Here is a 24,073-nt window from a genome sequence, read left to right as displayed (position 1 = left end):
AGGATAGGTGGTAGCCTTTGAAACCGAGACGCCAGTTTCGGTGGAGGCTCCTTGAGATACCACCCTTCGCACTCTTGATGTCTAACCGCGGCCCGTTATCCGGGTCCGGGACCCTGCATGGTGGGGAGTTTGACTGGGGCGGTCGCCTCCCAAATCGTAACGGAGGCGCGCGAAGGTAGGCTCAGACCGGTCGGAAATCGGTCGTTGAGTGCAATGGCAAAAGCCTGCCTGACTGCAAGACTGACAAGTCGAGCAGAGACGAAAGTCGGTCATAGTGATCCGGTGGTCCCAAGTGGGAGGGCCATCGCTCAACGGATAAAAGGTACTCTGGGGATAACAGGCTGATGATGCCCAAGAGTCCATATCGACGGCATCGTTTGGCACCTCGATGTCGGCTCATCTCATCCTGGGGCTGGAGCAGGTCCCAAGGGTATGGCTGTTCGCCATTTAAAGAGGTACGTGAGCTGGGTTTAGAACGTCGTGAGACAGTTCGGTCCCTATCTGCCGTGGGTGTAGGATACTTGAGAGGAGTTGCCCCTAGTACGAGAGGACCGGGGTGAACGTTCCACTGGTGGACCAGTTATCGTGCCAACGGTAGTGCTGGGTAGCTATGAACGGACAGGATAAACGCTGAAGGCATCTAAGCGTGAAGCCCCCCTCAAAACCAGGTATCCCTTGAGGGCCGTGGAAGACCACCACGTCGATAGGCCGGAGATGTAAGTGCAGCAATGCATTCAGTTGACCGGTACTAATTGCCCGATTGGCTTGATTTGATCCAGTAGCAGCAAGGCTCATGATCAAAAGCAAGTATACACGAGGTTAGTAAGAAGAACGCTCCGCGCCGCGCAATGCCGGAGGCCGCAGTCGCGGCAGGTGCGCTTCTGATGTGAAACTTGACTTGGACAGATGGCTTCTTCCTCGGTTTGGTGGTCATAGCGTTGGCTAAACACCCGATCCCATCCCGAACTCGGCCGTTAAGGGCCAACACGCCGATGGTACTGCGTCTCAAGACGTGGGAGAGTAGGTCACCGCCAAACCTAGAAAGAAGCCATGTTCTCTCATACTCGATGACAAATACTCCCGATCGCAAAATATCGCCCTCGGGGAAATGGCGCGGGGTGGAGCAGCCCGGTAGCTCGTCAGGCTCATAACCTGAAGGCCGCAGGTTCAAATCCTGCCCCCGCAACCAAAATCCTCGATATATCAGATGCTTAGAACCCGACGCAAAGCGTCGGGCTTTTGCTTTTGGAATTCTTGTCAACACCTGGTCAACGTTTTACGAGCCCCCCATCAAGGGGTCAGATAATCGTCGCCAGAGGCATCCGTCACTTCGGGAGATCATCCCGAAACCGGTCCATCTGGTGCATCCGCTCGTGCAGGATCGCCACGATGCCGACGTCCCCGTTCGACAGCCGCCGCCAGTACACGAAATGATGCGCGTGCCGGAAGTAGAAGCCTTCGACCCCGAACTCGGCCGGGATGGGCCGCGATGCGACGCCATGGCTTTCGATCTGGTCGAACGCCGCGAAGAGCTCGGTGATGTACCGATCCGCCTGTTCGGCGCCCCAGCGGTCGCGCGTGTACCGGTAGATCTCGTCAAGCCGCAGCGATGCGGCCTCCTGGACGCGAATGGCCACGTGTCAGCCCCGGTTCCGGGCGATCACCTCGGCAGCTGTCAACGGGCGATAGCTTTCCTCAGGCGCTGCGAAGGCGCGCGTCAGTTCAGCCTTCAGGCGATCAAATGCCTCACGCTCCACCCGTTCCTTGTCGCGCCGGATCAAGTCGCGGACGTATTCGCTGATGTTCTCGTAGGCCCCGTTCTCGCCCACGTTCGACGCCACGAACTCGCTCAGTGCGCCGCTGATGCGGACCGTCATCGTCGTGGTCTGGGACATGGGGACCTCCGTCTGCTGTCTTCAAGATACGCAAGAATGAACACGCGTGCAAGATTGGCTTCGCGTCGCGCGCAGCGCGAGGTCGAGTTGCACGCAGCCGCAGACATCTTCCTCGCGCCAGGCGCCGTCTCGCATCTGGCCTCGGCTCCACCGCTGTGGCAGCATCGCCCCATGATCGCATTCCGCCCGCTGCCTGACGACCATCCCGACCTCGCGCATTCCCCCTTGCTGCGCGCAGCGTTGCTGACCTTGCGGTACGCGCAAGAGCACGGCGCCATCGGTCTGACGAAATCGAATGCCTTCAAGCGGGTCTTTGTGCATTGGGCGGTCGAGGCCTTCAACTGGCCCGGAAAAAGCGCCGAGGAGATGTTCCGCTATAACAAGGTGATCAACGAATTCGAGTTCCCGCCGCTCGAGGTGCTGCATGCTCTGCTGATAGGCCTGCGCCTCGGTCGGCATTACAAGGGCAAATTCCGGGTGACCAAGCGCGGGGCAGATTTGGCGCAGGCCCCGGGGCAGCTCTTCGCCGCGCTGATCCCCTATTATCTCTTCGAGATCGACCACGCCTCCTACGCGCGTTTCGACGAGCGCCCCTTCGGCACATGGGACGTCTGGATGAATGTCATCAATGTCGAGGCGAACCTTGGCACGACCGAGCGCAAGCTCTTTGCCGCCTTCTATGGCGAAGAGCAGGATTGGGACACGCCCGGTTGGCGCGACATGGCCGCCTTCTCCGCTTGCGTGCTGCGTCCGCTCGAATGGGCGGGCCTTCTGATGCAACCGCGTGAGGCGCAGTACGGCAGCACCACGCGCGAGGTCTTCAAGACGCCCCTCTGGCGCGCCGCGCTGAAACTCCACACTGATAAGATGCTCCGGCCGGTTCTGGTGCAGTGACTTTTGCTTCGCCACGAGTGCAGGGGGCGCCGGTCGGACCTGCAAGACGGGCCTCAGTAATCGGTTTCCAGATAGACCCCGGCGCAGTCATAGGCGACGGCGGCGGCCGAGACGCCGGTGTTCAGGAATAGCCGCGGCGAGAGGAATTGCGTGTTCGCGGGCAGGTCCGCGGTGATCTCCTGCTCGAAGACCGCGCCTGACACCTCGTCGACCGCCCGCACCCAGACCGAGCTGCCATTCGGCGCGGCGGCAATGAACAGGGTCAACACCCCACCCGTGGCGATGCCAAAGCTCGCGCCCATGTCCGTCAGCGTCGGCGCCCCCGATGCATCATTCGTCACCATCTGCCAGCGGGTGTGCGTCCCGCGCTGGAAACCGATGCCGATGCAGGTGATGGCGGTGGCGAGCGTCAGCGTGGTGGCGAGAGCGGCCGTCGATCCATAGAGGCCAAAGAACCCCATGCCCGTCGCCTGCAGGGTCGTGAGCGAAATCCGCGTCACGAAGGTCCAACCGCCGAGGCCCGCCGCGTTGCCACGCCAGCAGGCCCAGCCTGCGGAACGCTGGTCCGCGACCGAATCCGCAACGGCCGCCGAGGTCAGCCTCCAGCGGCGCATCGAGGCAGCGAGGTTCGTCGATGCCAATGTCGGATGCGAAACGGTGCCGACCGAGGTAAGCGGCAGCCCCTCGGTGGTGATCGTGGTGCTTGTCGAGGGCGACCAGCTGGCGATCCGGTTGACGCCGAAGTGCGGCTGCAGCGGGAAATCCCGTCCCGAGGGGCGCATGACGTCGATCCATGGGGCGCCTGCGCGGTTACGGGCATAAACGGTAGCCTTGCCGGTGGGCGGCGGGGATGGCGCGGCGGACAGCCCGGGCAGGACCGTGGGCTGAGGCAGTTCCACTTGGCCGCTGGTGCGGTCAATCTTCAGGGCATCGAAGAAGGCCGAGCCATCCGGACTGACCTTTACGCTGAAGTCATCGTTGCCGAGCAAGCCAATCAGCGCGCGGGCTGAGAATCCGGTCTTAAAGGCGAAAGCGGCATCATTTGCCGGTGCCGCCTTATTCACGGTCGCCTCGATCCCTGCGCCTGCATTGTTCAGTAACACCGCGGGTGTGTTGACCGAGAGCCGGTTGGTGCTGTCCGCGGTCGCCCCGCCGAGGCCCAAGAGCTGCGCGGTGAGATTGGCCTGCGGCATGCCCACCTGCGTCACGGCATTGGCGAAGGTGACCGTGGGCGTGTTGATGACGGTCGTGCCACCTGCGCCAGCCGTGGCAGAGCCGATGTTGACGACCGTGGTTGATCCGGAGGCGCCGCCGGTGCCGAGGTTCAAGGTCTTGGTGACGCCCGTTGTCGTCGCCCCGGTGCCCATGCCGTAGGTGGCGGTGGTCGTGGCCGTGCCGATCGAGGCGCTGGCCGCAGAGACCGTAACGGTTCCGGATGCTGTCAGCGTCCCCGAAAACGTCTTGTTGCCGGTGAAGGTCTGGGTTCCGGCGAGGATCGCCAGCTCCGAGGAGGTGTTGGGCAGGGTGAAGCTGCGCGTGGTGCCCGTTGCGATTCCCGCCAGCGAAAAGGTCGCCTTCTTCGTCGGATCGGCATCGTTCACCAGGTTGAAGACGGCGTCCGAGACGTCACGGGGTTCACCCACAACCTCCCAGGCCGCGCCCGTCCAGACGAGGAACAGGCCCTCGGCCGCGACCCAGACCAGCCAGCCGGTGCGCGGCACCAACCGGATCCACGCGCCGTCGACCCAGAAGGCGATGTTCAGATCCCACCCGGCCCAGAGGCCGGTCGCTCCGGAGGCCACAAGATGCCGATTGCCGTCAGCTGGGCTCGCGGGTGGCGCGGTGCGCGTCCGGTCGAGGACCGAGAGCTGCACCATGGCATCGAGCAGCCGCAGCGCCTCGTTGTGGGTGACATGCTTCTGGGCTTGGGCTGCCAGAAGATACGGCAGGCCCAGATGGGTCGATGTGTCGGACATGGGAAATCCCGTCAGAACTGGAGGGTCACAGACGCGGGCGTGCCGCGGCCGAGGCGGTTCGAAAGCTGGTAGATGCGTAGCGCCAGCGTCTGACCGGGGCCGAGCAGCGTGCCCCAGTCGTTGATCTGCTGCGCGGCGGTGTAGAGGGCGGAAGTCGTGGTGCTCGTCAGCGTGCGCTTGACCGCAGCCCCGTCGAGGATCTGGACGTCGTAGCTTTCCAGGTCTTCGGCCAAGGGCACTTCGACCTGTTCCCAGGCATCTGCGACCAGCGCACGGGATCGGCGTGTCCAACGGATCGTCAGATCGCCCGGGCTGCGTGCCGCTCGCCATGGCTGTTCGACACGCACCGGAGCAAAGGGCATGAGGCCCCGACCTTCGGGCGTGAAGCCCAGCGCGGTGTAGCTATCGTCGCTCACCGCGCGCGCGGCGGTGCCCACACGCCAGTTCCAGGGCAGGCCAAGGTCAGCCTCGGCGATCGGCAGAGATGTCAGCGCCGCGTCGAGCACCACCACGCGCGCACCGGCCGGGGTCGGGTTGCCCATCGCGTGTTCCGTCCCGCGCTGGCCGCGCAGGAGGCGGGTCAGGCGATAGCGGCCGGGGGCGATCAGCTCGGCCGCACCCGCCTGGACGATCTCCCAGACGCCAACTGCGGTCTCGATCGCCAGGGCATTGGCCCCGCCGAACAGGGCTACATCCGTCACGCTCTCCAGCGTTCCCGACTGCAGATCGATCACCAGCGCGTTGCCAAGATCGAAGCGTGACGTCGGACCGGGGAAGAAATCGAATGCCAGCGCGCCGATCCGCGCCCGACTGCCGAAGGTCGTCAGGAGGTTGAACCCGTCTGTCGAGGCGCTGCGGAACACCGCGATCTCGCCCGGCCAGGGGCTGGCATGACCGGCGATCCAGGGGCGATGCGCGGCCACATCCTCGCTGATCTGCGGCAGATCCAGTATGACCACGTCCGGTGTGCCGAAGACGACGGGGCTCGCAACATTCGCGGGCCGGGGATCGCCGGGCGGCAGGTCATAGGCGGCACGGTCCTGGCGCACCGCCTCGATGCCCCGCGCTTCGGCATCGGCTATGGAGGTGAGGCGGAATTCCATCTCGCGGCCGTCATGTGCGAGGCGGATCACGTCGGCCGGGTCCAGCGCCAGTTGCGAGGGCGGCAGGCGGAAGGTGGCGCTTTCCCGGCCGATCCAGGCCTCCATCAGTGCGCGGCGGCAGCGGCGTTTGGCCTCCTCGGGCGGGACTGCCATCGGGAAGCTTTCCGAGGCGATGCGGGTGGTGTCGACGGTGATGCGCCGGGCCTCGACCTGTGCCGCGTCGTAATCTTCGTCGGCGCGCGCAACCTGCCACTTCAGGGCCTGCGGCAGTTCGGTCTCCTGTGCTCGGGTGAGTTCGAAGGCCTCGCCCTCGCGGCTGGCAACCAGATCATCGACCGCGAGGGTGAGACTGGATGCCCGGCCGCGCATGACAAAGCGGATGACGCCCTCCGTCTCAATCGCATCGAACCCGAAATGCCGTGCCAGCGTGGAAATCGAGGCGCGCGGGCTTTCGAGGGCCCCGATCGCATAGCCCTCGACCGCGCCCCAGAGGCCCGAGACGTCGATCAGGCTTTCCGCGAGCCCAGCGCGCTTGCAGAGATGGCGCACAAGCGCGGCGAGCGAGACCGCGCCGAGCCGCCCAGTCAGCCAGTGGCCGAGCCGCCAGTTCGCGCCATCGGTCCAGACGCCGGTCAGTTCGGGAAAGAACGGATAGGGCCGCGCGTCCCAGGTCCAGGCAGCGCATTCGGGAACATGGACCATCCGTTCGCCGTAGATCGCCGACACCGGATTGTGCTCCGGTGTTCCCCACCAGAGATAGCTCGCTTCGAGATAGGCGCGCTGGATGGCATCGTCGCGCCAGCCGCGAGAAAAATGCGGCGTGGCGCTCTCGGACGACTTCGGGTCGAAGAAGACGTTGGGTTGGTTCGTGCCCCGGTCGATAGCCGGGCAGCCGAGTTCGGTAAACCAGATTGGCTTCGACTGCGGCACCCAGGACGTCGGCGTCCCGCTCTCGACCCCACTCGGGCGGTTGACATGCGGGTTCGACCACCAGGCGCGGAGATCCTTGAAGCGGAAGACCCACGGCTTGCCCGCGGCTCCGTCGGTGATCGGCGTCCGGATCTGAGCCGAACGATCCGCCGCGCTGGCATAGAACCAGTCAAAGCCCTCTCCGCCCGCGATGTTGGCCTGCAGGTAGCCCCGGTCGTAGATCGCGGGCCAGCCTTGGAGGGCATCGGCATGGTCAAACCCATCCCGCCAATCCGAGAGCGACATGTAATTGTCGATGCCGATGAAGTCGATGTTGGCGTCCGACCAGAGCGGATCGAGGTGGAAATAGACGTCCGCCGTGCCGTCAGAGGGCTGGTGGCCGAAATACTCCGACCAGTCGGCGGCGTAGCCGATCTTGGTGCCCGCCCCGAGGATGGACCGCACGTCCGCCGCAAGAGTCTTGAAGGAGGTGACAGCCGGATAGGTGTTGGCGCCCGAACGGATCGTGGTCAACCCGCGCATCTCCGAGCCGATCAGGAAGGCATCGACCCCGCCCGCAGCGGCGCAGAGATGGGCGTAATGCAGTACCATCCGGCGCAGGCCCCAATCGCCTGGCGCGCCGGTGAAGGTGATGGTCTCGCCCGACACCGCGAACTGCGCCGGGGTGGCCGTGCCGAAGAAGGCCGAGACCTGTGTGGTTGCGGCGGCTGTTTTGTCCACGGTTTCCGCGGAACCTGCGGCCGGGGAGCAGGTGATGCGTCCGCGCCAGGGGAAGCTCGGTTGGCCGAGCGTTGCGGCGTTGTCGGAATACGGATCGGGCAGCGTGTTGCCGGGCGGCACATCCATCAGCAGGAACGGATAGAAGGTGACGCGCAGCCCGCGCGCTTTCATCTCCCGGATCGCCTGCACCACGGCGAAGTCGGCGGGCGTGCCGCCATAGACCGGCCGATCCTCGGCATCCCGGCTTACGAGATGGGCTGCGGCGCGGGACACACCGTTGACCGTCCAGACCTTGGGGCTCGTGGTCTTGGTGGCCACCTCGACGCCCGGCTTAATCTCGCAGTTCCCCGCGCGCAGGTCATTGCCGAACCACGCGACGACGAGGCTGACGCTCTCGACCGCAGGCGCCATAGCCTGAAGCCGGTCGAGCGCCACCACCACGTCGGCGGTGTCGGAAACCGCGTTCAGGTTCTCGGGCACTTGCGCCCCGGTCTCGCCCTTGCGGATCGCCTCGGTCGCATAGGTGAACTCGCCCGAGGCCGGGATCAGGGTGACGGCTTTGACCAGACCCTCGGCGGTGTCGGGGTCGGCCAAGGGTCGGAACACCTCGAAGCTGAGCTGCGGCAGGCGATTGCCATAGGCCGCAAGCGGGAGTTCCTCGAAGACCACATAGGCCGTCCCGCGATAAGCCGGGGTGTTGGCCGCGCCCATCTTCGCGGCGATGAACGGATCGGCGGTCTGGCTCTCGTCGCCGGGATACCAGCGCCAGGTGATCCCGGTCATGTCGAGCGGTTTGCCATCAGCCCAGATCCGACCGATGCCGGTGATCGCGCCTTCGCAGAGCGCCACGGCAAAGGACGCATAGTACAGATACTCGGTGGTCTTGACCTTGCCGCCGCCACCGCCCTTGCCGCCACCTTGCGTGGTGGTCTTCGTCTCCTCGCGGAAATCCGTAGCCCAGATGATGTTGCCGCCGATCCGCATGCGGCCGTAAAGGCGCGGGATCACGGCGCCCTCGGTGGAGGCGGTGATGCGCAGCGTGTCGAGCCGCTGACCCTCGATCCGTTGCGCGGGCGCGAGCGAGGAGACGATCCAGCTGTCGACGACCGAACCCACGGTCGAGCCGACAAAGCCGCCGATGACGGCGCCGGAAAGGCCAAGGATGGTGCCGCCGAAAGCCCCGCCAATGGCGGAGCCGACGGCGCCGAGGACAAGCGTTGCCATGTGAGGGTCTCAGTTGTGGAGGGATCAGGAGGCCGGAAAGAGGAACGCAAAGGCGATGCGGCGCCGCCATGTCGGCGTCAGCGGTTCCTCGATCACGCCCAAGCGTTCATCGGCGTGCAGGAAGGTGTCGGGGCCGGTGAGGATGCCGACATGCTTTGCTATGGCGCGCGGCCTCATGCGGAACAGGACGAGCGCGCCGGGCGGGGCGTTGACGGCTGCAATCTCTGGCATCATCCGTCGCGCCCCTTCGGCGAGCACCTCGCGCGGGCCCATCTCGCCCCAATCGCGGCTGTAGGGCGGGATCGGGAACGGCTCCGGCCCGACGGCCTCGCGCCAGACGCCGCGCGCGAGGCCGAGGCAATCGCAGCCCACACCCTTGAGGCTCGCCTGGTCGTGGTAGGGCGTCCCGAGCCAGGATCGGCCCACGGCGATGACGTGGTCGGGATCGGCGGTCTTCACAGCACCGCCCCTTCATGACCACCGTCCTTCGTTGCGTAGCGCAGAACGGCGTCCTGCCCAGGGATATGCGGGAAACCCCGGAAGTTGGCGACATTGGCGAACGTCGCCCGGCAGGTTGCGAGGCTCTTGTCGCAGCCCGCGCGCACCGTGAAGGCGTCTGTTTCCGCGATCGGCCGCACCGGGGCTTCGAGTAAGGTCAGGATTGCCACGCCCTCGACAAGCGTGTGCGAGAGCACCTCGGCCTGCCGCCCGGCATTGGCGCCGCTCGTCCATTGGATCCGTCCATAGGAAAACCAGCCCTTGGCATAGGCTTGCAGCCCCTCGGTCGTGAAGGTGCGATCCCGCTGCAGCGCGACGACCGTGCCGGTGCCGGTGTAGATCGGCGCCTCGGCAGTGATGCCGCAGCGCGCATCGCCAAGCGCCGCGTCGCAGGTCGCCTGGAAGGTGCGCCCGACTGTCTGGCCAAGCACATGGGCGAGCGAGCGCACCTCTGCCACGAAGGCGAGCCGCCCGCGCCGGATCTGGCCGATAGCGCCGCGGCGCAAAAGCACGCGCTGCGCCGGGGCCGACCAGTTCACCCGCCAGACTTCGACCGTGGCATTGTCCCAGCGGCCATCGAGAATGTCAGTCTCGGTGATCCGGTCGGAAGTCAGAACGCCTTGCGCGTCCTGCGCATCGACGGAAAGGTCTGACCCGGACCGGACCTCGGAGGCGGTCAGCCCGCTTTCGGGCTCGAAGTCGGTGCTGTCGAAGCTGAGACTGCGGTCGTGATCGGTGAAGCCGAAACTCACGCCGTCAGCGCGGGTGATGCGCCAGCACCATGCAAGCGTCGTGGTGCCTTCGTCGAGATGGGCCTGCAAGTCTTGCGGGAGGGACTTCATTTGTCCTGCTCGGAAAAGCCGCGCTCGATCCGGTCGCGCAGGCCGATGAGGCCGAGACCGAGGCTGATCAGCGTCATCGGCGCGGCATCTCCCGAGCCCGAGAGGAGCGCGACGAGGCGGGCCAGAGCGGCCAGCTGGCCCTGATCGGGCAGGAAGAGGGCACCGGTGCCGGTGGCGAGGGCGAGGCACCCCGCCCACCAGGTCAGGGATTTGGGGCGAAGGTAACGCATGAAAATGTCTCCTTGGGTCAGAGGGGGGAAAGCAGCGCGAGCGCGTCCGCCTCGCTCAGCCGCCGCAGCGGGCGGACGAAATCCACCCTTCCGTTGCGATCGACGGACCAGACGGTGAGCGCGCCGGTGGGATAGCGGCCGTCGCGGAAGAGATCGCGTTCGGCCTCGCGCCGGGGCCGGATCGCGGCGGGACGCAGCCAGCCCATGAAGGCATCGGCTGCAGCGCGGCGGTTGCCCGCGTTCAGATGGCGGGTAAGGGCCGCCTTGGTGATGCCGCCGGTGTTGTAGTGGAAGCTGACCAGCGCATCGAACTCGTGCGGGGCAAGCGGCACCTGCACCGCGCGCAGTACGGCCGCCTCGTAGGTTGTGATATCGGTGCGAAAGAGCCGAAACGCCTCGCGGATCGCGGCGGTGACATCCGCGGGCAGGCCACGCGGCATCTGTGCGGGGTCGGGCGGGCCCGCCGCCGCGGTGTGGCCGATGCCGAAAGTCCAGATCTTGCGGACGTCAAGATAGGGCCCGGGCACGATGCCCTCGTGCCGGGCGAGGGCCAGAAGCCCCCGGTTCGTCATGTGCATGGGATCACCCGAATGTTGAGACGAGGAAAATCAGCGCCGCGACGATCACGCCGATGCGCAGGCGGTGGCGGAAGGCCTGGCCCGGATCGGGGGCATCGCAGCGAAGAACGCGGGCGCGGCGCAATAGCTCATGCATCGGCGTCGTCTCCCTTCCGGGCGCGCAGCCGGGCGAGGGCGACCTCGATGAAGGCCGGGCCGAAGACGCCGACGAGATAAGCGGCCGAACCCGCCGCACCCCCGGCCGGGATCGCCTCGGGCGGCAGGGCAAGCTAGGCGGTGATGAGCGTCATCGAGGGCTTCCCATTCCGGCTGCGATCAGCCCGCCCAGAAGGATGTGGCGCAGCGCATCGCGCAGGCGCATGCGCGTGGTCAGCGCGTTCGTGGCACCGCCGAGCGCCCCCCAGGCGGCGAGGATCACCGCCGTCGAGGTGAGCAGATCGCGCAGCGCCGCGCCGACAAAGTGCGTGTCGTCATTCATGGGCGGATCTCCGTGAGGGGGATGGAGGGGATCGAGCCGAGGCGTTCGAGATCGAGTGTGATGTCGAGCGTGTCGGTGTCGAAGCGGACGGGGACGTCGAAGTCGAAGCCCGCGGTGATCGCGGCGCCCGCGGCAGGTGCGGTGGCGAAGGTGACAAGGCCGGTCGTGGGCGAGACCGACCAGCTGGAAGGCTGCGGCACCCCGTTCAAGGCGATGGTGACGGTCCCGGCGACGGGCTTGGTGATCGCGCGCGTCCAGCTTTGCGCGCCGGAGCTGTAGCGCTTCGTCAGCTGAAACTGCGTCGTGCTGCCATCGCCCGTGCCGATCGCCTGATCGGTCGGGCCCGGGATTTGCGAGGGCAGGCAGGATTTGAAATCGGCCCAGTCCTTGAAGCGGAAGCCGTAAAGACGGCCGTTCCGCGCTTCGAAGAAGGCGACGACCGCCGCCAGATCATCGGCGCGGCGGATGCCATAGGCGACGTCATAGCGGCGGCGCGAATTGGCCCAGCTGGCATTGCGCTCCTCGGCGCCTGAGGCAAGTTCTACGATCTGGGTGCGCCGCTCGGGGCCGCCGCGCGCCCCGCGGCTGATCGCATCGGGGAAACGGATATCGTGAAAGGCCATCACATCCCCCTTCGGCCGAGCGAGACCGCCCGGGCGATATCGGCGGCGACCTGTGTGCGCGATTGGCGGAAGCTCTCCGCGTCGCGCGCCATGATCGTGACGTTGACGGTTGGTGCGGTGGCGTTGCCGGTCGCCGCCGCCTCGCGCCGAGACAGCACCCGCTCGCCGCGCTGCAAGATCGCGGGCACTTCGTCAGGGCGCAGACCGGCCCAGCCGCCGGAATGCAGGGGGGGGGCATTGGCGAAGGCCAGCGCCGGAATCATCCGGCCCGGGCCCGCGGCACCGACCGTGCCGCCCGCATGCAGGATGTTCGCGAAGATCCCGCCCGCACCGCCCAGCGCACCGGCAAGCACGTTGGCAAGCGGGCCGAGGACGAAGCGCCGCGCCGCGAGTTTGGCGAGATCGGCGATCATCGATGTGACCAGATCGCGGAAATCGAGCTTGCCGGTCTTCACGAAGCGGCCCACGGCTTCCTCGGCCGAGGAGAAGGCGCCGACGAGCGCGTTGCCGATATCGCCACCGATGTCGCGCGCCTTGGCGGCATAGTCGGCGAGCGCATCACTCGCGGCACGCCAGAGCGGCACCGCCGGTTCCGCCCCTTCAGCTGCGGCAGTGCCTGCCGCGCGCGCGGCCCCGCCCGCGCCTCGCGCTGCCTCGGCGGTCTCGTCGAGGCCGGAGGCCAAGCCGTCGGCGGCACCCGTTGCCCCGGTCAGAGCCGTTTCCGCATCGGTGCCGGTGCGCGTCACCGCATCCTTGAGCGCCTGCCAGGAAGCGAGCGGGCGCCCGGCCGCATCGGAGAGCATGCCCGAGGCCTCGCGATAGGCCTCGGCGCGGGAGCGGGCCTCATCGGCCATGGCCCCGAATCCAAGATCAGGAGGTTCGATGTAACTCCGCGCGAGCGCTGCCGAAAACGCATCGGCCGCCGCCGTCCCCGCAGCGGATGCCGCGCCCTCGAACGGATTGCCGATGCGCCCCAATTCCACCGGATCGAGCGTGCCGATCTTCACCCCGCCTTCGCCCACCGCCCAATCGGGCAGCAGGTCCAGGGCGGCGTTCAGCGCGGTGATGAAGCGGTTGATGCGGGTGACGACGCCGTTCAGCATCGCCTCGACGCCCGAGATCAGCCCGTTCGCCGCCTGAAACGCAAAATCGCCGATCGCGCCCGGAAGCTTGCCCCAGATCGCCACCGCCGCGTCATAGGCGCCCTGAAACACCGCTGCCGCGCGGTCGCCAAAGCTGACGACGCCGGAAATCACCCCGTCGAGCGCGGAAAGGGCATCGGCCTTCAGCCCCTGCCAACCGGCCGCCATCCGGGCGAGCGCCGCATCGAGCGCGAGGCCGATGCGCGACCAGACCTCGCGCGCCAGATCGGCAAGCAGTCGAAACGCCTCACCCACGCCGCCGACCCGGGCTGCGAATTCGGAGAACTGATAGACAAGTTCGCCCACGCCGACGATCATCGCCCCGATGCCGGTGCGGATCAGCGCGCCGCGCAGGACGACGAGCGCCGTGGCAAGGCCGCGCACCGAAAGCGCCGCCGCGGCAAGGCCCGCGACCCAGCGCGCGCCCATGAAGGCGGCGAAGGTCGCGGCATAGGTCGCCAACCGCCCGAGGTTGTCGAAGACGAGGTCGATCGCCCGTCCGAGCGGGCCGCTGGCGCGCGCTGCATCGGCGAGCGCGTTCGCCACGGTCTCCAGCGCCGGGGCAACGGCGGCGGTCAGCCGGTTCGTCAGGCCAAGCCAGATCAGGCTCAGCCGATCCAGCGCATCGCCGGTGCGCTCGATCTGCGCCGCATCGGCCGCGCTCACCGCCACCCCGAAATCGCGCACGTCCGTTGCGGCATCGCGCAGCGTCGCGCTGTCGATCCGCAGAAAGGCAATCGCCGCCCGGTCGCCAAAGAGGTCCGAGGCCACCGCCGCGCGCTCGGCCTCGGGCACGAAGCGATTGAGCGCGTCCTGAATGGCGATGATGCGTTGATCAAGCGGCAGCGCCTGCAACGCGGTCGCCGTCAGGTTCAGCCGCGCCAGCGCGCCGACGGCCGTGCCCGATCCTGCCGCCGCTTCGGACAGCCGCGTCGTGAGCTTCTTCGTCGCCTGCTCGATCTCGCCCATCGAGACCCCGGCCAGCTCGCCCGCCCATGTCAGAACCTGCAGGCTCTCGACCGTGGTCTGGAGCGACGCGGCCATGTCAGCCTGCGCGCCGATCGTCTCAAGCCCCGAGCGCACCATCGCCACGCCCGCCGCCGCGGCCGCAGCTGTCACCGCCGCGAGCGCCACCCCGGCCTTGCGCGCGAACCCGGCGAGCCGCGTGTTGGCCAGCTCCATCTCCGACGAGAGCCGCCCGAAGCCACGGGCCCCCGCCGCGCCGATCCCTTCCAGCTCGGCGCGCACCTGGCGGCCGCCCTCCGCCACAAGGCGGACGGAAACACGCTTCTCTGCCATAGTGAGGCTCCTTGAAATTCGGGTGGGATTGTCTTACGTTTTGGCTATCGATCAGTCTGAGGTATGACCATGTCCGAGACCGCAACCCTGTCCTCGAAGTTCCAGATCTCGATCCCGAAGGCGATCCGGGCGGCGCAGAACTGGGATGCCGGGCTCACCTTCGCCTTTATCCCCAAGGGCACGGGGGTGCTGCTGGTACCGGTCCCAAAGCGCGACGCATTGAAAGGCCTCGCGCGCGGGGCGTCCGCCACCGATTACCGTGACCGGGCAGACCGCTTCTGATGGTGCTCGTCGACACTTCCGCCTGGATCGAATGGCTGATCGGCTCTGCCACCGGTGACAAGGTGGCCGAGCATCTGCCCGAGCAGCAGGACTGGTTGGTGCCGACGATCGTGCAGCTTGAGCTTGCGAAATGGCTCACGCGCGAGGTGGGCGAGGACAAGGCCGATCAGGTGATCGCCTTCACGCAGGTCTGCCAGCTTGCGCCCCTCGATACCGAAACGGCCCTTGCCGCTGCCGAGGCTTGTCGTGCCCACAAGCTCACCACGGCGGACGCGATCGTCTTTGCGACCGCGCGCGCGGCGGGGGCGAGGCTTTTGACCTGCGACGCGCATTTCAAGGATCTGCCGGGCGTCACGTTGATCGAGAAGATCAAAGTCTGATGTCCCCTGCCTGCGCGGCGATCTGTTCGTTGAGCCTTCGCACCATCACCGCCTCGATCTCTGGCAGGGTTTCGGCGGCGATGAGCCTGTTCACGCCCAGCGCCTCGGCGAGGGCGAGCGCCGCGCCCATGTCCCAGCCGATCACCGCGCCGGGGACGAGGCGCAGCTGCCCGCCAAGGCGTTGCACCAGATCCCAGACCTGCGCGCCCTCGACCGTCTGCGGTCGGTTCAGTCTTGCGGGGCAGTCGGGGCAGGGGCCGTGGCAGGCGGCGCAATAGCCTTCGCCCCCACCGAAGGACCAGTCGGCGAGGGCGCAGAGCCGTTTTTTTCCGCATCCAGAATCAGGCCGCGCGCGACGTAGCGGGTCTGAAACGCCTCGAAAACCGGCCAGATGTCGAGAAGGGCGTCGATGCCCTCGGGGGTCACCGTCCTCGGGGTGCCTGTTTCATCGCCGACGCCCTCCCAGTCGAGAATGGCCAGACGCGCCACGGCTTTCGCCATGGCCAGCGCCAGTTCTTCCTGAGCGGCGCCCTCGGGCAGCGCGGCAAGGCCGCGATCGGCGCGCGCGGCCACCATCAGCGCAGTCGTGAGCGGCGCGAGCTTCAGCCGCAGGCCCGGGGCAAGGTCCAGCCATTCGGGCTGGCTCGAGAGGTTCAGACGGATCATGGGGCGGCCTTTCTCCAAAAGAAAAGCGACGTGCCGGGGCACGTCGCTTGCGGGACGGGTATGGATGCTGCCCTAGGGTCAGCTCATTGCAGGCAGCATTTCTTGAACTTCTTGCCGCTGCCGCAGGGGCAAGGGTCGTTGCGGCCGGTCTTGCCGGTGACGACGCCCTCGAAAGGATCGTCGCCCCGCGGCATCAGCGACGACACCACCTTCAGCCCCTGATCTGCCTGCCGCGCCAGAAACTCGGGCGAGAAACAGTACCACGACGCCAGTTCGGCGATGGTATCGGTGATCAGCTGGTTGCTTGGCATCTGGGTGAACCAGCCGGGATGCCCGGTGGCCATCGTCTTGCCGAGAAACTCGGTGAAATCCTCGTAGCGGGCATAATCGGGCGTGATCAGCCCGCTGTCGAAGACCACGCGCACCGCCGTTTCCATCTTGGTCAGCCCAAGCGCGGCGATGCATTCCGCCCAGGGCCACCAGATCTCCTCGCCCGTCACCGTCGCGGTCAGATCGAAGAACTCCGTCAGAAACGCTTCGATCTGTGGCCGCAGGCCCGGGTCCTCAAGCGCCAGGATCACCAGCGTGTCGAACATCTCGCCGCGGACGTAAATGTCGCTCGCATCGTCGAGCAGGATCTCGAAGATCGGCTGCAGATCGCCATCGAAGACCCCGGCCATGACGCGCGCCGAGGCTTCGGTGATCGAATCTCCGAGGAGCGCCTCCAGAAAATCCGGCTCGCGCCGCAAGAGCCGCGCCAAGGGCCGATAGGCGCGGGGCTCGCGCCATTCAGCGAGCAGAAAGAAGACGAAGAGGAACGCGTCCATGCCGTCGAGGTCACGCTCGCGCGCCTGCTGCAGCCGGTCGATATAGTCGAGAAAGACCGGCACCATGGTCTCGCGTTCTTGCCGCGCCGCCTCGATCGCCGCGCGCGGCAAAGGCCCCTGGCGCTCGAATGTGGCCATGATTTCGGCGGGTGTCATCGGCAGCTCCTCTTGGTCGGGACTCAGCAGGAGGGATAGCGCCAAATTCTATCCGGCTCCACCGCGCGATGCGCTTCAATAGCCGGTGACCGTGTTCACAAGGGTTGCGGTGCACATGCGCGCGGGGCTGGTGGCCTTGGCTGCCTGCCACTCGAAGCTCGCCTGAATTCCCTGCGGGCCCGGGATCTCGATGCGGGGCCGGGGCAGATAGACGGCATGGGCGGTGAAGGTGAAACTCGCGTTTGCGCCAAGGCTCCATGCGAATTCGAGCTCGCAAGGCGTGCCATCCACCGCTTGGGTCACCAGCGTGCTGTCGGCAAAGCGCACCTCGATCTTGCCGGTCAGCGCCGCCATTCCGGGGTCGGCGCCCTCGATCTTGCCGTCGTTGCGGATCGTCTCGATCCGGTCGAGGCGGTTGGCATAGGTGACCTCGGCCGAGACGACATTGCCAAGCGCCGCCCCGTTGCGCTTCACCGCGCCGTTGAAATGGCCAAACCGCTGCAGCGCGAGCGTGGTCGGCGTGCCCGCGGCCGTGACCGTGTCGATGGCCTCGCCCTGCGCGATGAGCCGGGCTGTTGCGGTGAGCAGCCCCGATCGGCTCATCTGCCAGCTCAGCTGATCGACCATGCAGCCGGTGTACATCGCGTAGCGCGGCACCTCGGGCATCGCCACTTCGATCGCCATCGAGGGCAGGGTCCAGGTCCCCGACTGAAACGTGTGGGTTTTGGGCGTGGTGCCGGTGGTGGTCGGCGCCCCGAAGGTGCCTTTCAGCCAAAGGCCGAAGTTCTCGACATCGATCGGCACCACGACATCGCCATCGGCGGTGAGCGCATCCTTGATCGGCGCCACCGGGTCGCGTCCCTGCCCCAGCAACTCCGAGGCAAGCAGCGGCTGTTCGGAGCCAAGCGAAGTGCTGGCGAAAGGCACCGTGCGAAAGCCGGTGGCGGGGGCGGTGCCATAGACGGATTCGAACGCAAGCGCCATCTGCGCCCGCGCCCCTTGGGCTCGTGCCATCGTGTTCTCCTGTGGTGAGGGGTGTCAGCCGAGGGGATCGGCGGTGGTGTAATGCAGAACGACAGCGATCACCGCCGCCTTCAGCGCCGCGGCACCCTCGACGGGCAGATCGACAGGGCTCGGGGCCTCCGGTTCGACCCAGTCGCAAAGGCCACCGAGCGTCCGGTCGGTGGCCAGCGCCGCGCCGATGGCGGCGATCAGATCGTCAAACGCGCTGCCCCGGCCGGGGCCCGCCTGCACGACGACCTCCAGTTCGGCCCGGTGCTGGTAGTGATAGCGCAGCGGCGAGAGCGTCACCTCGGGCTCGCCGGGCTCACCATCGCGCAGGATGACCAGCCCCGCCGCGGGGATCCGTTCGGGCAGAACCTCGTCGCGCAGGGTGAGGGCGGCAAGCGACTGCAGCCGCGCATGCAGCGCGGCGAGGATGGTTTCGCGGGTGGTGGGCATGGTAAAAGTTCAGGATGTCAGAATCTATGTTGCATTTACGGGAAGTATCGAAGACTTGTTACCTAATATTTCGGACGCAATGACACCAAATGAAGTTATTCGCCATCTCAACTGCACTAGCTATAAGCCTTTCTAGCGCGGCACTGTCAAATGAAGCATTCGACAGGAGCCTTGGAGCGTGTGCGACGAACAGCACTGGCACGGTATACTGCGCTCCAGCTTTTGGCGGGGCACTGCAGAATGGCGTCGGCACAGTAGAATGCGGCCCCGGTCAATGTGCCAGAGATAGCATTGGCACAGTTTATTGCTCCTCGGTACCTGGGGGTGGGGCAGACGTAAACAGTATCGGCACGGTGCAATGCACAGATGGATGCATCCTCGGCACATCTATGTATTGTAGTCTAGGTCGATAGTGATTTTTCCGAATCTGAAGATGGTTAGTCACTTGCCGACTTTGCGTTCGGGGCTGTTATCCGAAGTCAAACATAAGTTCGCCCCTTCTTTCTGCCGTCACGATTCCTTCTGAAACGAGATAATCGGCGATATCATTGCGAATAACATCCATATCAGTCTCAGGGGGGATCGGCGTCCGAACGCGCGAAATGAAACCTGTGATCTCAATCTTCTCAGCAAGATTGACCCCTGGTGCTTCTGGCAACGTGATTCGCAAGTAGAATTCCATTGGTCAGCATTCTCCACACAAAGATGGCAAGGATATGTGGTCAGATCAACACTATCAAGTCGGAGTACGATCATATTTCTCCCTCGTCGTGACCTGCCCCCCGGAAGATCCCTCGCTGTGATGTAGAGTCTGCCCAACCTGAGAAGGAGCAGACGACATGAGGAAAAGCCGTTTCACCGAGGCGCAGATTATCGGGATACTCAAAGAGCAGGAGTCGGGTTTGCCGACTTCCGAGCTTTGCCGGAAGCACGGGTTGAGCCCGGCGACGTTCTACAAGCTCAAGGCCAAGTATGGCGGGATGGACCTGTCGGACGCCAAGCGGCTCAAGCAGCTCGAGAACGCGAAGCTGAAGCGGCTGCTGGCGGATGCGATGCTGGACAACGTGGTTCTGAAGGACCTCTTGGGAAAGCCCTGACGACGCCGGTGCAACGGCGGGATGCAGTGCTGCGGGCGATGAAGGATCATCCGATCTCTCAACGCCGTGCCTGCGTTCTGATCGGTGTCGATCCGAAGACGGTGCGGCGCGAGAGGCCGCCCGATAACCCGGAAATCCGTGAGGCGATGCACGAGATCGTCGAGAAGCGCCGTCGCTTCGGCTACCGGCGCGTGGGCATCCTGCTGGAGCGCAAGGGCATGATCATGAACGAGAAGAAGCTCTACCGCATCTACCGGGAAGAGGGCCTGTCGGTGCGCCGACGCCGTGGCCGCAAACGCGCGCGGGGCAGCCGCACCCCGATGCCGGTGCCATTGCGCCCGAACCAGCGGTGGTCCTTGGACTTCCTGTCCGACACGTTCGGGGCCTGCCGGAAGTTCCGCATCCTGGCAGTCAGCGACGACTGCTGCCGCGAGAACCTTGCCCTGATTGCCGACACCAGCATCTCGGGGGCCAGAGTGGCGCGGGAACTCGATGCGCTGGTCTGGATCTACGGCAAACCGGCTTGCATCGTCTCTGACAATGGCACCGAGTTCACCAGCAAGGCCATCCTGAAGTGGGCGAACGACAACAAGGTCGAGTGGCATTACATCGATCCGGGCAAGCCGCAGCAGAATGGCTACATCGAGTCTTTCAACGGCAGCCTGCGAGATGAATGCCTCAACGAGGAGATCTTCGACAGCCTCGCCCAATCGTCGGGAAAACAGCGCCCCGCGCTGTTTTCTGATCCTCCTCATACCCGCCGCACCCTGGCCCTGTGGCGCTACGACTACAACCACGTCAGGCCGCATTCCTCGCTGGGCAATCAAACCCCGGCAGAAGCGCGCCGGGCGCTTGAGCAATCTGGGGGCTCCGCGCCCGGCGCGCTTGCCCAACCCGAAACCGACAACTATCAACCCCAAGGACTCTCGTTATGAACGAGGGACGAACCGGGGGCAGGTCACCCCTGAGTGCCCAGGCGGCGCCGGACGCACGATGAGTTGACGCCCCTTTGCCGTTAGCTGTGCGAGGTGAAGGGCGAAGCCTGGCGCCGTCGCAGAAGAGGAGCACGCGGATTGTGACGGTAAAGCATTGCATCGGCAGCAATCAGCGATAGCTGCCGTTTTCTTGCCCAAAGGGGAGCTGCGCAATGTGCAACGCGAGGCATCCATAAGGCAAGTTATTTTAATTCGCCAAATCTTTTTGGGCTCATAAGTCACGCCTGACAAACAAATCAACCTGTGCGCCAAATAAACGAGATTCAGCGGCGGCTCTTGACCGAATCTCTGCCTTCAGGGTGTCAATCCAGGCATGCTCTTCGGATAGGCTGCCATAACTATCTTGGCGTCTTGATTTTATCGCGTTGGCAATTTTTTTTGCCAAGTCTCGATCATCCTTGATCAGTTGTAATAGGCGATTCGAAAACCGCGCTCCATCCATTAAGTGTAGGATGGGGGCCGTGCCATAATTCAGAGACTTAAAATCATAGCTGATCTGCTCAAGGAAATGCGCGGATTCCAATTCAAATTTACTCAATAGTGATGATGCAATATCGGCGAGATCAGAATTATACTTGAGTTCCATCTCACTTTTTAGAGCTTCAATGACTTTTTCTGATGTTTGGTCTACTTCGAAAACATAGCCGCCATAGCTCACGTAGTCATTATTATGTTCGAAAATAAAGCGCTCGCGACCATTTCCGGGCGGGAGCGGAAGTGGAATTCTGCCGGCAGCTGAAAGGCTGCTGATATACTGAAGAAATTCCTCCGACAGTTCTGCTTGTGTCTGGCGCAACCCCCCACAGCAAGCTATCCAATGCATCGCACCGTAGATCTGGATAAACTCTCCAGGATTGCTGATTTCGCTATTAGACAGCTGCGCAGTGATGCGGCACAAGATATCATCAAGTTCGTTGGTGCTGAGTTCTCCCCAATGCCATAGCTTGACCCAATCTGGTCGATCTTCTTTGGGGCTAAAATAATGTGTATTGCGAAGTTGATCGTTAATAGTATCTTTACTGGCAAACCCGTCGACAAGTAGAAATCTCGTCAAATCAACTGGCAGCGGCGACCCCCCGTATGGGATGCCAATGTCACAATCCGGATGCGCCTCTGCCAATTTTATTAAAGCACGCATTTTCTGATTGCCACCATCTTGCTCGTCGATAATTTTTCCAAAGGCCCGGCTATCGGCACGCTTGGCAAGCTCTTCTTCACCGATGCGTCCCCCTCCGTAGGCCATATGCAAAGCAAGAAAAGTGCACACCAACTTTTCGACCGGCTTTTCAAATTTGAATATTTCCTCATCAACCTTGTCGAGAAGACTGGCTGCAGCTTGTATCGCGTATCGCAGCAGCCTCAGGTTTTTGTGTTTGCCTTGATTGAAGATGGCTTTGATAAGTGCTTGGTTCTCTTGAAGATAATCCTTTCCGCGTCCGGCAGGAACGCCCTTCAAGTAGGACCGCAACGCCGCATCGACATCAGGGCGTATCTGAATGGTTCTCCCTATCGCCTTTTCACGAGTTGTGTCGAAGGTCGGTCTTTCATCCGCCTCGATCTTTTCGGTGTTGGCGATCAGAATGACATGCCGCTTGTCGTGCTCTATAAAGTCATTCAATAGGCCGGAAATTTTCGATTGTGGCATGGCTGCTCGCTCTAGGTCGTCGAATATAAGAAATTGGGGCAAATATTTTCTGGCTCCCTCCACAAGGGAGATGCTGCTCAAATTTACAGAAAACCCAAAGAATTGACTGTTTGATGCAATATTTTTTAATTTCTCGCCGAGCGACCGAGTCTTTTTTTCGAATTCATTTCCGGATTTATTAATAATCGCAGATAATAATGCCTCATTGAATGCTGCAGCTGAATCGATGCCATACAAGCTCAAGTATAGAAACTTTCCATCCGTTTCATACTGGGTTTGTGTTTTGACAAACTCTGTTTTTCCGGCGCCCCACGGAGCGTTGATCAAAAGAGCGTATCTCGGCTCTCGCGTGCTCAAGTATTCTGCGAGAACATTTTTCGCTAAAGTGTTCGGCATATTTGACTCCCGCCTAAAATTTCATGTCTATTCGTATTAAGCTGTTGAGAGTGATAAACCCTTTCACAGGTTGAGGGCGATAAGCCTTTAGTCGGCCTTCGACATTTATTTTAAGCCTCATACGCCCTGAGTCTTCAGGGTTTCTGCTAATCGTCTCCCATAATGGTCTTGTGTGCAAGGAGCAGCGTACAGAAACTCTCTGCCCTCTTCCGCGGTCCAGGGTGTCATGCTGCACTTCGCGCGACCGACTTAAGAGGGCTTCTCGGTCTAGTCCCTGCGCCGCGCCTGAACGGAGGCTTCGAGAATAAGGCGCGCCGAGGTGCTGCCGATGGCAAAGATCCGGTTTCGTCACTTTTCGCAGGTGCAGCTCTCGAATCGCACTGGCGGCTCCCCGGCCGCTGGGTAGTTTCATCGTCAGCATCGTCAGCATCGTCAGCATCGTCAGCATCGTCAGCATCGTCAGCATCGTCAGCATCGTCAGCATCGTCAGCCGCTCGGCGCCTGGTGTCTGGCCTTTGGCTGACGGTCTGACGATGGCTGACGATCATTTCACCAGATCCAGCGTGATCACCCGCAGCCCCAGCTTGCCCTCGCGGTCGAAGCCCGTCTTCACCCCGCGACGGCGCAGCAAAGGCGCGACGCGGCGCAGCGTGCTGGTGAGGTGGTTGGGTTGGCGGGGAAGGTCGCTGTCTTCCGACAGCAACGGGAAGCGTTGCCGCAGCAGTTTCAGAAGTTCCGTCGCCGTGCCGCGCCAGGAGGGGTGATCCTGCATTATCGTCAGAACCGCCTCGGCCACCGGGTTGCCCTCGATCGCCGCCGTTTCGGTGTTGCTCCGGTTCGCGCGATAGATCGGCGCAAAGCTGCCCTCGGCCCAGCCAAGCGCGGGCTCGGCCGCGGTGATCCAACGCGCAAAATCCGCCATCCGTGGGCGCTCGGCCAGCGTCACGGTGGAAAGCCGGTCCATCGCCACGCTGACCGCGATCAGCAACGTGCCAAGGATCTTCGGCGCGGCGGCCTCGAAGGCTTTCCAGAACTCATGTTCGAACTTACACACCGACTGGCCCTTTTCTTTGGCGTTTGCGCAGTAGTAGCGCTTCGCGTTCCGCTCAAAGCCGAAACTTTCGTTGCGGATCCGTTCGCCGCAACAAGTTGCGAAAGTTGAAGAAGCCAAGGCGGGCCTCACCTCCAATGCTCGCTTGCTGCACCCGTCCGTTGGGGGGCGGATATTTGGACGCGTGCCTGCCCTCCCTCATGTCCCTCGTGAGGTAGAGGGCGCGCCCATACCTAGATCCGCCTTACTGGTGACCTGAGGCCCGTCGCCAATCCACAAGTTCGGGCCGCCCGAGATCATGAATACCGACCAAGGATCGCAGTTCACCTCCTTTGACTGGACCGACCGGTTGAAACGGGCCAAGGTCAAGATCTCGATGGACGGCAAAGCCCGATACCTCGACAACATCTTCATCGAGCGGCTCTGGCGGTCCCTGAAGTATGAATGCGTCTATCTGCACGCTTGGGAAACCGGATCACAGGCGAAAGCGGGCATCGGGCGTTGGATCACCTTCTACAACCATCAAAGGCCTCACGCCGCCCATGGCGGTCAAACGCCCGCCGGGGTCTACTTCAACGCAACATAAACCGATCAGCAGGTGCAGACAGTAGCTTAAATCTCCCGGAAATCTGTCCAAGAGTCGGGGAGTAGCTCAGACTATCTCGGTGCGAACTGGGAGCGCAAA

At 63.9% G+C, this 24,073-nt stretch carries 25 protein-coding genes, 1 tRNA gene, 2 rRNA genes and 1 pseudogene (1 of these 29 only partly in view); 8 read left to right on the top strand and 21 right to left on the bottom strand.

Features of this window, described 5'->3' with window-relative positions; translation table 11 throughout:
* From ACTTAI_RS19665 to ACTTAI_RS19655, 3 genes are all read left to right on the top strand, one after another.
* Nucleotides 1-773: ribosomal RNA gene (locus tag ACTTAI_RS19665) — 23S ribosomal RNA — on the top strand (it extends 2,047 nt beyond the left edge of the window).
* A 149-nt stretch (nt 774-922) separates the two neighbouring features.
* A 5S ribosomal RNA gene (rrf, locus tag ACTTAI_RS19660) occupies nt 923-1,037 on the top strand.
* 75 nt (nt 1,038-1,112) lie between these two features.
* Nucleotides 1,113-1,189: transfer RNA gene (locus ACTTAI_RS19655), tRNA-Met, on the top strand.
* Between the two features lie 136 nt (nt 1,190-1,325).
* On the opposite strand, the gene ACTTAI_RS19650 is transcribed toward ACTTAI_RS19655, so the two are convergent.
* Both ACTTAI_RS19650 and ACTTAI_RS19645 read right to left on the bottom strand, forming a co-directional pair.
* A complete protein-coding gene (locus ACTTAI_RS19650) occupies nt 1,326-1,637 on the bottom strand; it encodes a type II toxin-antitoxin system RelE/ParE family toxin (RefSeq protein ID WP_444453269.1) in 312 nt (103 codons plus the stop codon).
* A gap of 3 nt (nt 1,638-1,640) precedes the next feature.
* Nucleotides 1,641-1,895, bottom strand: coding sequence for a ribbon-helix-helix domain-containing protein (locus ACTTAI_RS19645; RefSeq protein ID WP_444453267.1), 255 nt, complete (start codon nt 1,893-1,895; stop codon nt 1,641-1,643).
* A 171-nt stretch (nt 1,896-2,066) separates the two neighbouring features.
* Here ACTTAI_RS19645 and ACTTAI_RS19640 point away from each other — a divergent pair, with 171 nt between their 5' ends.
* Nucleotides 2,067-2,789, top strand: a complete 723-nt coding sequence (locus ACTTAI_RS19640; protein ID WP_444455811.1) for a hypothetical protein — start codon at nt 2,067-2,069, stop codon at nt 2,787-2,789.
* A 53-nt stretch (nt 2,790-2,842) separates the two neighbouring features.
* On the opposite strand, the gene ACTTAI_RS19635 is transcribed toward ACTTAI_RS19640, so the two are convergent.
* The 10 genes from ACTTAI_RS19635 to ACTTAI_RS19590 form a co-directional block, all read right to left on the bottom strand.
* Nucleotides 2,843-4,765, bottom strand: coding sequence for a DUF2793 domain-containing protein (locus ACTTAI_RS19635; protein WP_444453265.1), 1,923 nt, complete (start codon nt 4,763-4,765; stop codon nt 2,843-2,845).
* An 11-nt stretch (nt 4,766-4,776) separates the two neighbouring features.
* The gene (locus ACTTAI_RS19630; RefSeq protein ID WP_444453264.1) at nt 4,777-8,742 is read right to left on the bottom strand and encodes a baseplate multidomain protein megatron; all 3,966 of its coding nucleotides are present in this window, start codon (nt 8,740-8,742) and stop codon (nt 4,777-4,779) included.
* 24 nt (nt 8,743-8,766) lie between these two features.
* Nucleotides 8,767-9,201 (bottom strand): NlpC/P60 family protein, encoded by a 435-nt coding sequence (locus tag ACTTAI_RS19625; protein WP_444453263.1) that lies wholly within the window; start codon nt 9,199-9,201, stop codon nt 8,767-8,769.
* Nucleotides 9,198-10,082, bottom strand: a complete 885-nt coding sequence (locus ACTTAI_RS19620) for a DUF2163 domain-containing protein (RefSeq protein WP_444453262.1) — start codon at nt 10,080-10,082, stop codon at nt 9,198-9,200. The genes ACTTAI_RS19625 and ACTTAI_RS19620 overlap by 4 nt, the downstream gene beginning before the upstream one ends.
* Nucleotides 10,079-10,312, bottom strand: coding sequence for a hypothetical protein (locus tag ACTTAI_RS19615; RefSeq protein ID WP_444453260.1), 234 nt, complete (start codon nt 10,310-10,312; stop codon nt 10,079-10,081). Before ACTTAI_RS19615 ends, ACTTAI_RS19620 begins: the two co-directional genes overlap by 4 nt.
* Nucleotides 10,313-10,329: 17 nt before the next feature.
* Nucleotides 10,330-10,890: a lysozyme gene (locus ACTTAI_RS19610; RefSeq protein WP_444453259.1), complete on the bottom strand. Its 561-nt coding sequence runs from the start codon at nt 10,888-10,890 to the stop codon at nt 10,330-10,332.
* Nucleotides 10,891-10,894: 4 nt separating this feature from the next.
* Nucleotides 10,895-11,026: a hypothetical protein gene (locus tag ACTTAI_RS19605; protein ID WP_444453258.1), complete on the bottom strand. Its 132-nt coding sequence runs from the start codon at nt 11,024-11,026 to the stop codon at nt 10,895-10,897.
* Between the two features lie 150 nt (nt 11,027-11,176).
* Entirely contained in the window at nt 11,177-11,368 is a 192-nt protein-coding gene (locus ACTTAI_RS19600) for a hypothetical protein (protein WP_444453256.1), read from the bottom strand.
* Nucleotides 11,365-11,991 carry a phage distal tail protein, Rcc01695 family gene (locus tag ACTTAI_RS19595; protein ID WP_444453254.1) on the bottom strand — a complete coding sequence of 209 codons (627 nt, stop codon included), beginning with the start codon at nt 11,989-11,991 and terminating at the stop codon, nt 11,365-11,367. The genes ACTTAI_RS19600 and ACTTAI_RS19595 overlap by 4 nt, the downstream gene beginning before the upstream one ends.
* Nucleotides 11,991-14,432, bottom strand: a complete 2,442-nt coding sequence (locus ACTTAI_RS19590) for a phage tail tape measure C-terminal domain-containing protein (RefSeq protein ID WP_444453253.1) — start codon at nt 14,430-14,432, stop codon at nt 11,991-11,993. The genes ACTTAI_RS19595 and ACTTAI_RS19590 overlap by 1 nt, the downstream gene beginning before the upstream one ends.
* Before the next feature lie 69 nt (nt 14,433-14,501).
* Between ACTTAI_RS19590 and ACTTAI_RS19585 the strand changes: the two genes are divergently transcribed.
* Nucleotides 14,502-14,714, top strand: coding sequence for an AbrB/MazE/SpoVT family DNA-binding domain-containing protein (locus tag ACTTAI_RS19585; protein ID WP_444453251.1), 213 nt, complete (start codon nt 14,502-14,504; stop codon nt 14,712-14,714).
* Nucleotides 14,714-15,094, top strand: a complete 381-nt coding sequence (locus ACTTAI_RS19580) for a type II toxin-antitoxin system VapC family toxin (RefSeq protein ID WP_444453249.1) — start codon at nt 14,714-14,716, stop codon at nt 15,092-15,094. Before ACTTAI_RS19585 ends, ACTTAI_RS19580 begins: the two co-directional genes overlap by 1 nt.
* Here the strand turns inward: ACTTAI_RS19580 and ACTTAI_RS19575 are convergent.
* The 6 genes from ACTTAI_RS19575 to ACTTAI_RS19550 all read right to left on the bottom strand — a co-directional run bounded on the left by ACTTAI_RS19575 (nt 15,084) and on the right by ACTTAI_RS19550 (nt 18,886).
* Nucleotides 15,084-15,281, bottom strand: a complete 198-nt coding sequence (locus tag ACTTAI_RS19575) for a DUF7697 family protein (protein WP_444453247.1) — start codon at nt 15,279-15,281, stop codon at nt 15,084-15,086. The two genes, ACTTAI_RS19580 and ACTTAI_RS19575, sit on opposite strands and share 11 nt — an antisense overlap.
* A 41-nt stretch (nt 15,282-15,322) precedes the next feature.
* Nucleotides 15,323-15,760: a hypothetical protein gene (locus ACTTAI_RS19570; protein WP_444453246.1), complete on the bottom strand. Its 438-nt coding sequence runs from the start codon at nt 15,758-15,760 to the stop codon at nt 15,323-15,325.
* A gap of 83 nt (nt 15,761-15,843) precedes the next feature.
* A complete protein-coding gene (locus ACTTAI_RS19565; RefSeq protein WP_444453245.1) occupies nt 15,844-16,743 on the bottom strand; it encodes a DUF1186 domain-containing protein in 900 nt (299 codons plus the stop codon).
* A gap of 75 nt (nt 16,744-16,818) precedes the next feature.
* Complete coding sequence (locus ACTTAI_RS19560; protein ID WP_444453244.1) at nt 16,819-17,757, bottom strand: phage tail tube protein; 939 nt, start codon at nt 17,755-17,757, stop codon at nt 16,819-16,821.
* Between the two features lie 24 nt (nt 17,758-17,781).
* Nucleotides 17,782-18,204 (bottom strand): acyl-CoA transferase, encoded by a 423-nt coding sequence (locus tag ACTTAI_RS19555; RefSeq protein ID WP_444453243.1) that lies wholly within the window; start codon nt 18,202-18,204, stop codon nt 17,782-17,784.
* A gap of 469 nt (nt 18,205-18,673) precedes the next feature.
* The gene (locus ACTTAI_RS19550; protein WP_444453241.1) at nt 18,674-18,886 is read right to left on the bottom strand and encodes a hypothetical protein; all 213 of its coding nucleotides are present in this window, start codon (nt 18,884-18,886) and stop codon (nt 18,674-18,676) included.
* 157 nt (nt 18,887-19,043) lie between these two features.
* On the opposite strand from ACTTAI_RS19550, the gene ACTTAI_RS19545 reads away from it, so the two are divergent.
* Nucleotides 19,044-20,236 (top strand): IS3 family transposase gene (locus ACTTAI_RS19545; protein ID WP_444453239.1). Its coding sequence is split into 2 segments (ribosomal slippage): nt 19,044-19,284 and nt 19,284-20,236, totalling 1,194 coding nucleotides; the frame shifts between segments, so codons are not numbered across the junction.
* Nucleotides 20,237-20,507: 271 nt separating this feature from the next.
* Here ACTTAI_RS19545 and ACTTAI_RS19540 read toward each other — a convergent pair.
* The 3 genes from ACTTAI_RS19540 to ACTTAI_RS19530 are packed head-to-tail and all read right to left on the bottom strand — an operon-like array spanning nt 20,508 to nt 23,391.
* The gene (locus ACTTAI_RS19540; protein ID WP_444453238.1) at nt 20,508-22,337 is read right to left on the bottom strand and encodes a P-loop NTPase fold protein; all 1,830 of its coding nucleotides are present in this window, start codon (nt 22,335-22,337) and stop codon (nt 20,508-20,510) included.
* Between the two features lie 13 nt (nt 22,338-22,350).
* Entirely contained in the window at nt 22,351-22,821 is a 471-nt protein-coding gene (locus ACTTAI_RS19535) for a hypothetical protein (RefSeq protein ID WP_444453236.1), read from the bottom strand.
* A gap of 60 nt (nt 22,822-22,881) precedes the next feature.
* A complete protein-coding gene (locus ACTTAI_RS19530; RefSeq protein ID WP_444453234.1) occupies nt 22,882-23,391 on the bottom strand; it encodes a DNA-binding protein in 510 nt (169 codons plus the stop codon).
* A gap of 274 nt (nt 23,392-23,665) precedes the next feature.
* On the opposite strand from ACTTAI_RS19530, the pseudogene ACTTAI_RS19525 reads away from it, so the two are divergent.
* Nucleotides 23,666-23,974 (top strand): annotated as a pseudogene (locus ACTTAI_RS19525) (transposase); the annotation flags it as partial.
* Nucleotides 23,975-24,073 lie beyond the last annotated feature (99 nt).

It is taken from the genome of Rhodobacter capsulatus, assembly GCF_052363175.1.
In the GTDB taxonomy this organism is placed as follows: domain Bacteria; phylum Pseudomonadota; class Alphaproteobacteria; order Rhodobacterales; family Rhodobacteraceae; genus Rhodobacter; species Rhodobacter capsulatus_D.
The sequence above is the reverse complement of the archived record's forward strand: the minus strand, read 5'-3'. Positions and strand labels throughout refer to the sequence as shown.

What these genes read in the sequence shown, in the direction of transcription:
- ACTTAI_RS19615 (WP_444453260.1), bottom strand. Translation starts at nt 10,312, where the DNA reads ATGCGTTACCTTCGCCCCAAATCCCTGACCTGGTGGGCGGGGTGCCTC.
- ACTTAI_RS19600 (WP_444453256.1), bottom strand. Translation starts at nt 11,368, where the DNA reads ATGAATGACGACACGCACTTTGTCGGCGCGGCGCTGCGCGATCTGCTC.
- ACTTAI_RS19550 (WP_444453241.1), bottom strand. Translation starts at nt 18,886, where the DNA reads ATGGAATTCTACTTGCGAATCACGTTGCCAGAAGCACCAGGGGTCAAT.
- ACTTAI_RS19630 (WP_444453264.1), bottom strand. Translation starts at nt 8,742, where the DNA reads ATGGCAACGCTTGTCCTCGGCGCCGTCGGCTCCGCCATTGGCGGGGCT.
- ACTTAI_RS19565 (WP_444453245.1), bottom strand. Translation starts at nt 16,743, where the DNA reads ATGACACCCGCCGAAATCATGGCCACATTCGAGCGCCAGGGGCCTTTG.
- ACTTAI_RS19540 (WP_444453238.1), bottom strand. Translation starts at nt 22,337, where the DNA reads ATGCCGAACACTTTAGCGAAAAATGTTCTCGCAGAATACTTGAGCACG.
- ACTTAI_RS19640 (WP_444455811.1), top strand. Translation starts at nt 2,067, where the DNA reads ATGATCGCATTCCGCCCGCTGCCTGACGACCATCCCGACCTCGCGCAT.
- ACTTAI_RS19620 (WP_444453262.1), bottom strand. Translation starts at nt 10,082, where the DNA reads ATGAAGTCCCTCCCGCAAGACTTGCAGGCCCATCTCGACGAAGGCACC.
- ACTTAI_RS19605 (WP_444453258.1), bottom strand. Translation starts at nt 11,026, where the DNA reads ATGCATGAGCTATTGCGCCGCGCCCGCGTTCTTCGCTGCGATGCCCCC.
- ACTTAI_RS19535 (WP_444453236.1), bottom strand. Translation starts at nt 22,821, where the DNA reads ATGCTGACGATGCTGACGATGCTGACGATGCTGACGATGCTGACGATG.
- ACTTAI_RS19570 (WP_444453246.1), bottom strand. Translation starts at nt 15,760, where the DNA reads ATGATCCGTCTGAACCTCTCGAGCCAGCCCGAATGGCTGGACCTTGCC.
- ACTTAI_RS19595 (WP_444453254.1), bottom strand. Translation starts at nt 11,991, where the DNA reads ATGGCCTTTCACGATATCCGTTTCCCCGATGCGATCAGCCGCGGGGCG.
- ACTTAI_RS19585 (WP_444453251.1), top strand. Translation starts at nt 14,502, where the DNA reads ATGTCCGAGACCGCAACCCTGTCCTCGAAGTTCCAGATCTCGATCCCG.
- ACTTAI_RS19610 (WP_444453259.1), bottom strand. Translation starts at nt 10,890, where the DNA reads ATGCACATGACGAACCGGGGGCTTCTGGCCCTCGCCCGGCACGAGGGC.
- ACTTAI_RS19635 (WP_444453265.1), bottom strand. Translation starts at nt 4,765, where the DNA reads ATGTCCGACACATCGACCCATCTGGGCCTGCCGTATCTTCTGGCAGCC.
- ACTTAI_RS19645 (WP_444453267.1), bottom strand. Translation starts at nt 1,895, where the DNA reads ATGTCCCAGACCACGACGATGACGGTCCGCATCAGCGGCGCACTGAGC.
- ACTTAI_RS19580 (WP_444453249.1), top strand. Translation starts at nt 14,714, where the DNA reads ATGGTGCTCGTCGACACTTCCGCCTGGATCGAATGGCTGATCGGCTCT.
- ACTTAI_RS19560 (WP_444453244.1), bottom strand. Translation starts at nt 17,757, where the DNA reads ATGGCACGAGCCCAAGGGGCGCGGGCGCAGATGGCGCTTGCGTTCGAA.
- ACTTAI_RS19555 (WP_444453243.1), bottom strand. Translation starts at nt 18,204, where the DNA reads ATGCCCACCACCCGCGAAACCATCCTCGCCGCGCTGCATGCGCGGCTG.
- ACTTAI_RS19590 (WP_444453253.1), bottom strand. Translation starts at nt 14,432, where the DNA reads ATGGCAGAGAAGCGTGTTTCCGTCCGCCTTGTGGCGGAGGGCGGCCGC.